Annotated in this window: 13 protein-coding genes; 5 read left to right on the top strand and 8 right to left on the bottom strand. The window is 57.5% G+C overall.

The features are described from left to right. Positions 1-46 precede the first annotated feature (46 nt). Genes DSM25558_RS23065 through DSM25558_RS23080 form a run of 4 tightly spaced genes read right to left on the bottom strand, consistent with a single transcriptional unit; the run spans position 47 to position 3573 of the window. On the bottom strand, positions 47-751 hold the full coding sequence (locus DSM25558_RS23065; RefSeq protein ID WP_077107008.1) for an ABC transporter ATP-binding protein: 705 nt from the start codon (positions 749-751) through the stop codon (positions 47-49). Next, the gene (locus DSM25558_RS23070) at positions 748-1587 is read right to left on the bottom strand and encodes an ABC transporter permease (protein WP_077107009.1); all 840 of its coding nucleotides are present in this window, start codon (positions 1585-1587) and stop codon (positions 748-750) included. Before DSM25558_RS23070 ends, DSM25558_RS23065 begins: the two co-directional genes overlap by 4 nt. Beyond that, positions 1580-2713, bottom strand: coding sequence for an LLM class flavin-dependent oxidoreductase (locus DSM25558_RS23075; protein ID WP_077107010.1), 1134 nt, complete (start codon positions 2711-2713; stop codon positions 1580-1582). Before DSM25558_RS23075 ends, DSM25558_RS23070 begins: the two co-directional genes overlap by 8 nt. A 2-nt stretch (positions 2714-2715) precedes the next feature. Continuing rightward, positions 2716-3573 (bottom strand): ABC transporter substrate-binding protein, encoded by an 858-nt coding sequence (locus DSM25558_RS23080; protein WP_077107041.1) that lies wholly within the window; start codon positions 3571-3573, stop codon positions 2716-2718. 130 nt (positions 3574-3703) lie between these two features. Here DSM25558_RS23080 and DSM25558_RS23085 point away from each other — a divergent pair, with 130 nt between their 5' ends. The 5 genes from DSM25558_RS23085 (at position 3704) to DSM25558_RS23105 (ending at position 8055) form a co-directional block, all read left to right on the top strand. Beyond that, the gene (locus tag DSM25558_RS23085) at positions 3704-4105 is read left to right on the top strand and encodes an ArsR/SmtB family transcription factor (protein WP_244554286.1); all 402 of its coding nucleotides are present in this window, start codon (positions 3704-3706) and stop codon (positions 4103-4105) included. Positions 4106-4334: 229 nt separating this feature from the next. Next, complete coding sequence (locus DSM25558_RS23090; RefSeq protein WP_077107012.1) at positions 4335-5333, top strand: aliphatic sulfonate ABC transporter substrate-binding protein; 999 nt, start codon at positions 4335-4337, stop codon at positions 5331-5333. Beyond that, the gene (locus DSM25558_RS23095) at positions 5330-6199 is read left to right on the top strand and encodes an ABC transporter permease (RefSeq protein WP_077107013.1); all 870 of its coding nucleotides are present in this window, start codon (positions 5330-5332) and stop codon (positions 6197-6199) included. Before DSM25558_RS23090 ends, DSM25558_RS23095 begins: the two co-directional genes overlap by 4 nt. After that, positions 6196-6930 (top strand): ABC transporter ATP-binding protein, encoded by a 735-nt coding sequence (locus tag DSM25558_RS23100; protein WP_077107014.1) that lies wholly within the window; start codon positions 6196-6198, stop codon positions 6928-6930. Before DSM25558_RS23095 ends, DSM25558_RS23100 begins: the two co-directional genes overlap by 4 nt. Before the next feature lie 45 nt (positions 6931-6975). Next, complete coding sequence (locus DSM25558_RS23105) at positions 6976-8055, top strand: LLM class flavin-dependent oxidoreductase (RefSeq protein ID WP_077107015.1); 1080 nt, start codon at positions 6976-6978, stop codon at positions 8053-8055. A 32-nt stretch (positions 8056-8087) separates the two neighbouring features. Here DSM25558_RS23105 and DSM25558_RS23110 read toward each other — a convergent pair whose 3' ends face one another. The 4 genes from DSM25558_RS23110 to DSM25558_RS29475 form a co-directional block, all read right to left on the bottom strand. Next, on the bottom strand, positions 8088-9752 hold the full coding sequence (locus DSM25558_RS23110) for an ABC transporter ATP-binding protein (RefSeq protein WP_077107016.1): 1665 nt from the start codon (positions 9750-9752) through the stop codon (positions 8088-8090). Beyond that, entirely contained in the window at positions 9749-10675 is a 927-nt protein-coding gene (locus tag DSM25558_RS23115) for an ABC transporter permease (RefSeq protein ID WP_077107017.1), read from the bottom strand. The genes DSM25558_RS23110 and DSM25558_RS23115 overlap by 4 nt, the downstream gene beginning before the upstream one ends. A 1-nt stretch (position 10676) precedes the next feature. Further along, positions 10677-11660: an ABC transporter permease gene (locus DSM25558_RS23120; RefSeq protein ID WP_077107018.1), complete on the bottom strand. Its 984-nt coding sequence runs from the start codon at positions 11658-11660 to the stop codon at positions 10677-10679. Positions 11661-11721: 61 nt separating this feature from the next. Beyond that, the gene (locus DSM25558_RS29475; protein WP_371480454.1) at positions 11722-12684 is read right to left on the bottom strand and encodes an ABC transporter substrate-binding protein; all 963 of its coding nucleotides are present in this window, start codon (positions 12682-12684) and stop codon (positions 11722-11724) included. Between the last annotated feature and the right edge of the window lie 40 nt (positions 12685-12724).

The raw sequence follows: 12724 nt of genomic DNA on the forward strand, positions 1-12724 counted from the left end.
TATGTCCAATCTGCCATTCTGGCATAAGGTTTAGGCATTCAGGTGTTCAAGCATGCAAGGGTTCGACGCCGAGTTCCTTGAGGAGTTCGGCTTCAATGCGGCTGGTTCTGGGATCGTCGCGGCGGCGGGGGTGATCTATATCGACGCGGATTTCTTTGATGAAACGTCCCTGGTCGAGCACCAAGATACGGTCGGCAAGCGCCACGGCTTCCCAAACGTCATGGGTGACGAGCAGAACGGCCGGATGATGTTTGCGCCAGAGTTCGAACACCAGATCGTGCATGCGCAGCCGGGTAAGGGCGTCGAGCGCGGCAAAGGGTTCGTCCAGCAATAGCAGTTCCGGTTCGCGCACGAGAGCCCGCGCAAGAGCAGAGCGTTGCGCCTCACCGCCCGACAGCGTCAGCGGCCAGGCGTTGATACGGTGCGAGAGACCGACATCGGCCAAGGCCTGTGTCGCCAGAGATCGTGCTTCAGGGCGACGGACGCCGAGCGCGACATTGTCGATGACGCTTTTCCAGGGCAGCAGGCGCGGCTCCTGGAAAACCACCGAACGGCGGGCGGGCAGTTCCAGCTTTTGCGCCGGTGCGGTGTCGAGACCGGCGAGAACACGCAAAAGGGTGGATTTTCCTGAACCGCTTCGGCCCAGCAGGGCCACGAATTCGCCTGGTGCCATGGTCAGGTCGATGCCGTCGAGAACCGCCGGTCCGCCGAATGAGCGGTGCAGTTTCTGGATGTCGACGAGATTATTCATGCGATCATCTCCGGGCGCCAGCGCAGCGCATATGCTTCGATCATCCGCACCAGACCATCGGTCAGCAGGCCCATGATGGCGTAGACAAGAAGGCAGACGACGATGACATCGGTCTGCAGGAAATCGCGGGCATAGGTGATGATGTAGCCGATACCGCTGGAAGCGTTGATCTGTTCGCCGACGACAAGGCTGAGCCACGCGACGCTGAGGCCATACCGAACGCCCACGAGAAGCGAGGGCAGGGCACCGGGAATGACGATATCGCGGATGATGCCGCGCGTGCCCAGTTCCAGCGTCTGGCCAGCCTCGATCAGCTTCTTATCGATGCTGCGAATGCCGCCATGCAGGGTGAGGTATATCGGAAAGATGGTCCCAAAGGCGACAAGCCCGATTTTTGGCGCTTCTCCGATGCCAAACCACAGAATGAACAAGGGCAGAAGGCCGAGGAACGGCATGGCCTTCAGCATCTGGATCGGCGGATCGATGATCGTTTCACCCAGTCGCGACAGGCCCGAGACCAGCGCTAGAAGAATGCCCAGGACGAGCGCAATTGAGAATCCGGCCAGCACCCGCAAGAATGACACGATCAGGCCGTTGATCAGCTCGCCGGACGCGACAAGGCGGCTGGCAGTGGCGATGATTTCGCTCGGTCCGGCGAGGATGCGGGGTGACAGCAACCCCGTCATGCTGGCGACCTGCCAGAGGACGATGATGGCAAGCGGAGAGGCCAGCCGCAGAGCGGTATTGGCCAGTCTGCGACCGACGCGCCGATTTTTTGGCGGGCTCATTGAGGGGGGCACCGAAGGGACGTGACCGGCCATACTGGTATCAGTCATTGGCGGGTTTTCCAGACAGGTCGCGATCAAAAAGGGTCGACCATGTGAACTGCTTGCGTTCCGGCACCAGGCGCTCTACCGGCAATTTGGGCAGTACCAATTCGCCGAACCGGTAGGCTTCCTCCAGCAAAGGCATGCCGGATAGGATGAACGTGTCGACGCCGACCTTGCGGTAGGCCTCCAGCGTGCGGATCACGGTGTCGGGGGAGCCGACGATGGCGGTGCCAGGGCCGGGGCGAACGAGGCCGATGCCGGCCCACAAGTTGGGGGCGATTTCGAGATCGCGAAGATTGGTGGGCTTGATCCCGCCATGCATTGCGCTCATCCGCTGCTGGCCAACCGAATCCGTGTTGGACACAAAACGCTGGTTGCCGGCAATCGCCACGTCATCCATCTGGTCGTAGAGATCGGCTGCCGCCTCCCAAGCCTTGGCGTCAGTCTGGCGGACGATGACGTAAAGGCGGATGCCATAGGTGAGTTCGCGGCCATGTTCGGCAGCGCGGGCTTTCACCTGCTTGACCTTCTCGCCCATCTGCTCAGGTGTTTCGCCCCAGGAAAGATAGGTTTGCACGTGCTTTGCCGCCACTTCGATGGCGCTGTCCGACGAGCCGCCGAACCACAGCGGCGGCGGCTGGATGCCGGTGCCGGCGGGAAGTGCCAGCTTTGCACCCTCAGTCTGGAAGTACTTGCCCTTGTGGGTGACGCTTTCGCCTGCCATCAGCCGGTGCCAGATGGTCAGGTATTCGTCGGCCATGACGTAACGTTCGTCATGCGGCAGCATCATGCCATAAGCGCCGAGCATCTTGGCGTCGCCGGAGACGACGTTGAGCATCAGGCGGCCGTTGGAGAATTCCTGAAACGTCGCCGCCATCTTGGCCAAGAGCGTCGGGGCGATCAGGCCGGGATGGAAGGCGATGAGGAATTTCATGCGTTCGGTATAGGGCAACAACGCGCCTGCGAGCGGCCAGACATCATGGGCACCGGTGGCGAAAAGTGCGCCGGTGTAGCCGAGATGGTCATAGGCCTGCGCGAGTTGCTTGTAATAACCGTAATCGATGGTCCGGGAGCCTTCCGGCTTCCACGGATATGCACCATCTGGAGCGCACATGTACCAGAGGACGTTCATGGTCAAATCTCCTTGCCGTTGTTCGCGTCGGCAATATTCGTATCGATGGTGAGTTTTGCGGCGAGGTCGCCATGAGCAAACAGCGTGTCGGCCTCCGCCTGCTGTTCGCGCAACAGCCGCGCGTCGGCGGCAATCACGTCCCAGTTTCTCTCAGAAATGATACGCGTCCAGGCGCGGCGCTCGGCTTCGTTGCCATCGGCGGACAGCAGCGCAGCGGCCTTTTCCGGGTCGGCCGAAATCTGCTGGCCGAGACGTTGCAATTCGCCTGCGAACGCGGCGAGTGTTTCGCCCGATAGGCCACGATCTTTGATTGTCCAGAAGGTCGACCGGTTGGGAATGAGATCGCCGCAATGGGCGAGAACACGGAACTCGCCACTGACGAGGGATTGTTCCAGATGCGGCGCCATGGCGATCCAGGCTGCAACCGTTCCGTCCCGCAAAGCGTCGCGGGAGGGCACGGGCGCGATATCCAGGCGCTCGACGTCGCCCAATGTGAGACCCGCCTCTTCAAGGCGCTTGGCAAGGAGATAGGTCAGAAATGAGCCATCCACCAAGGCGATCGGCTTGCCCTTCAAGTCGGCGATGTTTTCGATGTTGGAGGTCTTGGCGACAAAAATGGCACCGTTTGTCGGGCGTGGCGCAGATGCGCCAGCATAGGCGACCGATAGGCCAGACGCTGTTGCCAGAATGGGCGGGGTGGAGCCGGTGCCGCCGATGTCGAATTCGCCATCCTGCAACCGCCTCGCCGTCTCGCGGCCCTCGACATAGCCGACGAATTCCGGCTTGAAGGACGAGAAGGCACCGGGCCATAAGGACGCCAGCCGAAGGTGCAGATTGTTGGGGTGGTGGCCAATCCTCAAAACCAAAACATTCACCTCATTGAATTTTGTTATATAAATTTATATAATGATGGTAGCAGGCTCGGCGAGAAATACGACGCTGAAATTGCCCGATAGAGAAGAAAAATATTCCAGCGTTGGAGGACGCAGAATGACCCAGGACCAAAACGGCACGGATGCACGCCATCGCAAGCCGCATGTCCCCAAAATCAGGTGCCAGGCGATCGGTGAGGCATCCGACTTTATGAAGTCGTTGTCGAACCCGATTAGACTATCGATCCTATGCGTACTGATGGAAGGCGCGCGCACGGTTGGAGAGTTGGAAAAAATACTTGACGTGCACCAGCCAACCCTGTCGCAGCAGATCGGTGAGTTGCGCGAAGAAGGAATTATTGCGGGCGAGCGCGTGGCAAAAGCGGTCCTGTATCGGCTGGTAGATCCCCGGGCTGGTCAGATTATAGGACATTTGCGGCTGTTATTCACAAACCCTCATGCGTCAACGATTTGGCGCGGCGCGCAGTTCGGCACGGACGCCCCAAGTGCTATGGGATGAGTGGGTTCTGACAGGTTTCCACCTTACTTGGCGAGCATAAGCCACATAGCATTCGAGTCTGTCCCATCAATTTGCTCGACACCTCAAGCCATCAACCTAAATTCTTCAACGGGCAGACAATGCCACGCTAATTTTCCTGAAGTGAGGAAAATTATGGAACGGTGTTCCTGACTGCGAACAACAGATTGTTCTAAACAATATTCAATTAATTCTATAGAGTGAGTTGAATATGAAATATGAATTGTCGCGTCGGGCCGCCCTTAAACTCGGCGTGTCCGGTCTCGTTCTCGCTTCACCTGTCGCGTCGACATATGCGTCTGCGCAGACATCGAGTGATTTCCCAGCCGAGATCCGTCTTGATTGGGGCTACTACTCTTCCCACACGCTCCTTATCAAAAACAAGGGGTGGCTTGAAGACGCCTTCAAGGATGTCGGCACCAAAATCAGCTGGGTGCAATCGCGTGGTAGCAACAACTCTCTCGAGTTTCTGAAGGTCGGCTCTACCGATTTCGCCGGCTCGGCGGCGTTATCTGCCTTCCTGTCCCGTGCCAATGGCGTTCCATTGAAAGTCATCTTCGTTGCGAGTTGGGGCGGCTCGTCGATCATTCAGGTCAAGTCCGACTCTCCGCTTCAGTCGGTTGCCGACCTCAAGGGCAAAACGATTGCCGTTACCAAGGGAACTGCGCCCTATTTCACGCTCGTTCGCGCGCTTGCTCAGGCAAACCTGACGATCAACGATCTCAAGATCGTCAATCTCCAGCACCCGGAAGGGTTCAACGCACTGAGGCAAGGTCAGGTGGACGCGTGGGTTGGCATCGATCCGCAGACGGCACAGGCCGAGATCGCCGGTGATCGTGCCATCTTCAGCGATCGCAGCTGGCGTGAAGCCAGTGTCTTCAGTGTCTCGGAGGATTTCCTGGCCAAATACCCCAGAGCAGTCGAAAAGTTGCTCGGCGTATGGGTCAAAACGCAGACATGGATCCGCGAGAACAACGACGAATTTGTCTCTTTTGTCAGTGCTCAGGCCGGTGGCGATACAGAGGTAACGCGCCGGACGATTGCGCGACGCGACTATAGCGACCCCGTGCCCGGTGACGAACTGCTTGCGTCCATCAAGACGGCGACGCCACTGCTAGGTTCGGAAGTGTTGCGACCGGGTGTCGATGTCGACAAGGTGCTTGGACAATTGATAGACCCGACACCCGCCAAAAAGGTTGTTGGTGCATGACGGTTTTGACCCACGAGTTTGAGGGCAAAGAACAGGCGGCACGGGGAAAGGTCCAGGCATCGGGGCCGCTTTCCCGTTTCGGCAGGAAGGTGCTGTCCATCGATTTTCGCGGTGCCATCATTCCCGTCGGCGCGCTCTTGATGCTCGAACTCTTTGTTCGAATGGAGTGGGTCAGCCCCTATGTGCTGCCTCCGCCATCGGATCTTTATTCCACCTTCCTCTATCTGGCCGAAGGGCCACTGTGGACGAACATCGCGGCCAGCAGTCTGCGGGTGCTGATCGGCTTTGTAACAGGGTCCATACTGGCCATCATTGTCGGCTCTATCGTGGGATTGTGGTATTCGGCCGAGCGATACCTGGAGCCGAGTTTTCAGGCCTTGAGAGCCGTGCCAAGCCTTGCCTGGGTGCCTCTTCTCATGATCTGGTTCGGCATTGGCGAAATGTCGAAGGTGGTTCTGATTGCCAAGAGTGCGTTCTTTCCCGTCTATCTGAGCCTGTTTTCCGGCATCCGCAACGTTGATCGCAAACTGGTGGAGGTCGGTGAAATGTACCGTCAGCCATTACCGCTTCTTGTGTGGCGCATCCTGATCCCAGCCTCGTTGCCCCATCTGTTTACCGGCTTGCGTTATGGTCTGTCCCTGGCATGGCTGAGTGTGGTGGCTGCCGAACTCCTCGCCGCCTCGGAAGGCATTGGTTACATGCTCTCGGACGGACGCGAACTTTCCCGCCCTGACCTCATTTTGATCGCGATTATCTGCCTGGCAGTTCTGGGCAAGATTTCCGACAGCGTGTTCAAACTGGTCGAAGACCGTTGCCTGTCATGGCGTGACACCTATTCGACCTCTACAGGCGGTCGTTACGCATGAGCCTTCTCGACATCGACGTCCGCGAGAAAGCATTCGGCAGTACGATTGTGTTGAGTGACATTCAACTGAGCTTGGGAAAGGGCGAGGCAGCAGTGCTGCTTGGGCCCAGTGGCTGCGGAAAAAGCACTTTGTTGCGCATTGCGGCGGGTCTTGATCGGCAGTTTTCCGGCAAGGTTACGGTGAAGACCAGCCAGCAAGAAGCAGGTGTTTCCACTCCGCCGATCGCCTTTGTCTTCCAGGAGCCGCGTTTGATGCCGTGGCTCACGGTTGCCCAAAACATCGGCTATGCGGATGGGCGGCGCTTTGACGCCGCGCGTGTCCACCGCTTGATCGATGATGTCGGCCTGACCGGCAATGTCGACACCCTACCCAGAGCACTTTCCGGCGGCATGGCCCAGCGCGTCGCAATTGCACGGGCGCTCTATACCGAGCCGCGTATCTTGCTGTTGGATGAGCCCTTCAGCGCTGTCGATGCCTTCACGCGGATGAAGCTGCAGGATCTTGTACTCAAGCTGGTCGAGCAGCGCGGCATCTCCTTTCTGCTTGTAACCCACGATATCGACGAAGCACTTTATCTCGGCGACCGCATTTACATGATGGGGGTGCGCGCTGGCGGCATTCAACATGATCTTCCGGTGGACGTTTCTAGACCGCGGGACCGGCGGGATGCACGGCTGGCTGTGCTTAAGAATGATGTTCTCACCGCGCTACAGGCTGCCCATGTCATTTAAATTGATAGGTCTCGACCTCTTACCCCAAATAGGAGGCGATAAACGATGAAAAAGCCCTCAGAGTTTCTATGGTACATCCCAAATCAGGTCGTAGCCGGACACCGCGGAGATGCCGTCAGCAGCGATCACAACAGCCTCGACACCCTGACCGAACAGGCGAAGGCACTCGAGCAGCACGGCTGGAAAGGCGCGCTGCTTGGTGCAGGGTGGGGACGCCCGGATACGTTTACAGTCGCAACGGCACTGGCTGCCCGCACCACGACATTCGAGCCATTGATCGCTGTCAGACCCGGCTATTGGCGTCCAGCCCAACTGGCCGCGTCCATTGCAGCACTCGATCACCTTTCCGAAGGCAGGGTTCGGCTGAACATCGTTTCAGGGCAGGATGACATAGCCGCCTATGGCGATACGGAAGGCGATCAGGACGATCGATACGGCAGGACAAAAGAATTCATGCGGCTGACCCGCCGCCTGTGGACAGAAGAAAATGTTACCTTCAAAGGCAAACACTACTGGGTCGATAACGCGACGGTTGAACCCAAAATTATCCGGCGGGAGGGGCGGGTGCATCCGAAGCTTTACTTTGGCGGTGCCTCAGCGGCAGCTGAACGGGTTTCGGCAAGCGAAGCGGACGTGCAACTGTTCTGGGGCGAACCCCTTGAGGGCGTTGCCGCCCGGATCGAGCGACTGAAGCAACTGAGCAAAACCCTTGATCGTGATTTGCCGCCACTGGAATTCGGACTGCGCATCACAAGCTTTGTAAGAGAGACGACCGAACAAGCCTGGGCCGAAGCCGAAGCCAGGGTCGCCGACATGGCGAGGATCGGAAAGAGTGATTACGTGGATGAACGCAGGGGGCAAGCGGTCGGACAGCAACGCCTCTATGACTTGCAGAATCAGGGCGATGTCCTCGATGGGAACCTGTATACCGCACCCGGTAAATTCGGTGGAGGTGGAGCTGGTACAACCTGGCTCGTGGGATCGCCCGACGATGTGGCCCGCTCCCTGAAACGCTACCGAGATCTCGGAATTACGCATTTCATTTTGTCGGATACACCCTACTTGCGAGAAATCTCCCGCCAGGGTGATCGACTTCTTCCTTTGATGCGAGACGATATCGAATAGGTTGACACTTGCGCGTTCAACCGGAAATGCGATTACGCTGCATTTCGGTTCAGAATACCGAAGATATCAGGGGCGGCGTCCAGCAACATACGTGTATAGGCATGTTTCGGTCGCTCATAAATCTCTTCAACAGGCCCTTCCTCTACCAGTTTTCCACTTTTCAGCACGCCCACGCGATCTGCCATCTGGCGAACGACGGCAAGGTTGTGGCTGATCAGCAGATAGGTCAGGCCGAATTCAGACTGGAGGCTTGCCATCAAGTCCAGTACCTGCGCCTGAACGGAAACATCGAGCGCGGAGGTCGGTTCGTCACAGACGATGAAGCGTGGACGGCTTGATAAAGCCCGGGCAATGGCAATGCGCTGCCTCTGGCCGCCCGAAAACTCATGGGGATACCGTTTGCGTGCTTCCGGCTCGAGCCGCACCTTTTCCAGGAGATCGCAGACGCGCCGTTCCACGGCCAAGGCGTTCTTTTCAATGCCAAGCGTGCGAATGGGTTCGGCGATGATATCCTCGATACGCCAGCGCGGATTGAGGCTGGCATAGGGGTCTTGAAAGATCATCTGCACAGCTCCGCGATGGGAGTGATCGCTTGCCGCGCCGATCTCCTTGCCCCCCACGGTCACGCGACCGGCTTGCGATGCCATAAGGCCGGCAATGATCCGGGCAATCGTGGATTTGCCGGAGCCGGACTCCCCGACAAGTGCGAAGGTCTGACCCTCTGCAATCGAGAAGCTGACATCATCGACGGCTTGAATGTGTCGCTCAGTGCGCGATTTTGAGAAAAATGAAAACGCGCCATTGGAAGGTAAAAGAAAATCGCGCTTGAGACCCTCGATTTTCACCAAATCCGGCTTTATCGCTGGGTTCGAAGAGCGCTGGTTTTTTGCATGTATTGACGGAATGGAGGCAATCAACCGTCTGGTATAGGCGTCTTGCGGGTGTGTTATGACCTCGCCAACCGGCCCGGTCTCCACGATACGGCCCTTGTTCATCACCACGACACGGTGCGCGATCTCTGCAACGACGCCGATATCATGGGTGATGAGCAATATTGCCAGGCCGCGCCGTTCGCAAAGATTGCGTAGCAATCCGATGATCTGCGCCTGCACGGACACATCCAGAGCCGACGTTGGCTCATCGGCGATCAACAGATCAGGCTCGGCTGCAATCGCCAACGCGATGACGACACGCTGGCGCATACCACCGGAAAACTGATGAGGATAGGCTTGTAGACGCTGTTCCGGCTCGGAAATACCCACCTCGTTCAACAGATCGATCGCTCTTTGCCGCGCCGCGCCGGCATTCAATGGCAGATGGCGGCGAATGGTTTCGATCAACTGCCGGCCAATGGTGTAAAGAGGATTGAGGCTGACCAGCGGATCTTGGAACACTGTGCCGATGCGGCGTCCGCGTAATTTTTCGAGGTCTTTTTTCGGCAGGTTGTCGATCCGTTTTCCGTGCAGCAATATTTCGCCTGACGCAATGCGCCCGGGCGGATCGATAAGGCCTGTCACGGCAGAGCCGGTCATGGACTTCCCTGCGCCCGACTCTCCGATGACGCCGAGGATTTCACCTCTGGCGATGCTGAGTGAAATGCCATCGACCGCGTGAAAGACATCATCATGGCCTGGAAAGGCGACAGTGAGGTTGCGGATCGACAGAACTGGAGACGATGTGGTGGCGGAATTGATCATCGGCGATTGTTCCTCAGGCGCGGGTTCAGCGCGTCACGCAGACGGTCACCAAGCAGATTGACCGAAAGCGCAAGGGTGACGAGTGTTGCTGCGGGAAAGGCGATGATCCACCACTCCCCGGAGAACAGGAATTGCTGGCCGATCCTGATCAGTGTGCCGAGTGATGGTTTCGTGGGCGGCACACCGACCCCCAGATAGGACAGCGTCGCTTCTTCGATCACGGCCAAAGCCAGGCCGATGGTGGCGATGACCAGAACGGGTCCGGTAATGTTCGGCAGAATGTGTTTCAGCAAAATTTTCGTGTGTCCAACACCAATCAGACGCGCGGCAGCCACATAATCTTTTCGTCTCTCAACCATAACAGCACTGCGCACCGTGCGGGCGAATTGCGGCCAGTTGGAAAAGCCGATGGCGAAAATCAGGATCCAGACGGCAGCATTTTCCTGTCTGGATGGCGGCACAAGACCTTGCGCGATACCGAAGATCAAAAGGGCGACCAGAATGGTCGGAAAGGTCAGCTGCGCGTCCGCAATGCGCATAATGACGGCATCGATGGTGCTACCGGCATATCCGCTGATAAGGCCCGCACCAACGCCTAGAAAGAGCGACAGGAGCGTCGCCGAAAAGGCAACCAGCAGCGACACGCGGCTGCCATAAAGAATGGATGACAAGACATCGCGCCCCTGATTGTCGGTGCCCATATAGAACGTCTTGCCGGTAAAAGCGTTCGGTTCCATTGGCGGCGTCATGCCGTCCATCAAATCCAGAGTGGCCGGATTGAATGGATCATGCGGCGCAATGAACGGGGCGAGCAAAGCAGCGACCACCAATAAAAAGGCAAAGGCACCAGCGATGATCGCGACAGGTGAGACCAGCCTTGGCGTTGTCGAACGTCGTGGAGGCGAAATTGCGTCTATGGTCATATCATGCCCCCGCTCGTGCGTTGTCGATGCGAAGTCTTGGATCGACGGCGTAATAGAGAATGTCGACAACCAGATTGATGATGACGAACAGCAGAGCGATGAACACGAGATACGCGGCCATGACCGGCACATCGACGGACTGCACAGAAGCGATAAACAGCGAACCGACGCCCGGCCACTGGAAAACGGTTTCAGTTACGACGGCAAAAGCAATGACCGATCCCAGTTGAAGACCTGCGACCGTGATAACCGGCACCAGAGTGTTTTTCAGCGCATGCCCGAAATGAACGGCGCGTCGTGACAGCCCTCTGGCACGGGCAAATCTGATATAATCCTGTCGCAGCACTTCCAGCATTTCTGCGCGCACCAGCCGCATCAGCAGGGTCATCTGAAAGAGCGACAAGGTGATGGCGGGCATGATGAGCGAGCGCCATCCGGACGTCGTCAGCAAACCGGTCGTCCACCAGCCAAGCCGGACCGTTTCACCGCGCCCAAAAGAGGGAAGCCAGCCGAGTTCGACCGAAAACAGTGAAATGAGCCCGATGCCGATCAGGAATGTCGGTAGAGAAACGCCGATCAATGACAAGGTCATGATCAGATGTGTCGCGACGCCGCCGGGGTTGAGCGCGCAATAGACACCAAGCGCCCCACCAAGGACAAGCGCTATGGTGGCGGAGGCAAAGGCCAGTTCCAGCGTGGCTGGCAACCGTTCCGCGATCATCCGCGTCACCGGTTCCTGCTGCTTATAGGAAATGCCGAAGTCGCCTGACATGCCTCGCTGAAGAAAGGTGAGAAACTGGATATGAACAGGCTGGTCGAGGCCAAGCCTCTCCTTGAGTTCAACGCGATCCTCAAGTCTCGTATCCTGACTGGCGATGGATTCCAGCGGATCGCCGACAAAGCGAATGATCGCAAAAGACACCAAAGCCACCGCCAACATGACGGAAACGGATTGGAGCAATCGACTGAGAATAAAACCTGTCATGCAATGCTTTCAGACACAGTCGTGACGGGAGATAGCACCGTCACGACATTGCCTTATCCGGTTATTTCGAGACGGTGAAGTTGACGAACTTCGGTGAGTTGTCCGGCTGGATTTCGAAGTCGAGATTGTCCTTGGCCGCCCAGGCGATGATCTGGTTGTGCAAAGGCAGGTAAAGATGCTCGTCTTTCACATACTTCCAGAGCTCTGCAATGTTCGCATCGCGTGTCTTGACGTCCAGTTCTGCGCCGAGAGTTTCGATTTTCGCGTCTATTGCCGGATCGGAGAAGTAAGTGGCGTTCCACGCGCCATAGCGTCCAGTGCGCGAGTGGATTAGGTCGTTGAAGTTATAGGCACTGTCAAAGGTCGGCACGCCCCAGCCGTACAGGAAAAAGTCGGATTTGCGGTCTGCCAGCAGCGGCGAGTGTTGCGCGAATGGCCGTGATGCCAACGTCACCTTGACGCCGATCCGACCGAGGAAGCCGACGACGGCCTGAGAAATGGCCTCGTCGTTGACGTAGCGGTTGTTGGGGGAATCGAGCGTGATGGTAAAGCCGTCGGGATAACCCGCCTCCTTCAGCAGGGCCTTTGCCTTATCGATATCTGGCTTCGAATAGGCATCCAGCTCCTGCGACCAACCGTGCACGAATGGAGGAACGATCACGCCGGTGGGAATGGAATTGCCACGCAGAACCACTTTTCTCAGCGCTTCGCGGTCAATGGCCAGATCGAATGCCTGGCGCACGCGCACGTCGCTCAAGGGGTTTTTGTCTTTTGCATTGGAAGACGCCAGCGGTGCCGCATCCAGTCTGTAACCAAGGAAAATCGAACGATTTTCAGCGCCGGTGACGAGTTTCACGCCCGATGTCTGTTTGAGCCGGTCGATATCCTGAACCGGTACGTCCTGAACGAAATCCACCTCACTCGACAGAAGGGCCGCAATGCGTGTGGATGCATCTGCAATCGGCGTGTAGATGATTTCCGTGATGGCCGGCTTCGTGCCCCAATAATCAGGGTTGGCCTCCAGAACCGTTTTTTTACACCCACTTCACGGGATTTCAGCGTAA

The organism is Agrobacterium sp. DSM 25558 (assembly GCF_900100825.1).
Classification (GTDB): Bacteria; Pseudomonadota; Alphaproteobacteria; order Rhizobiales; family Rhizobiaceae; genus Agrobacterium.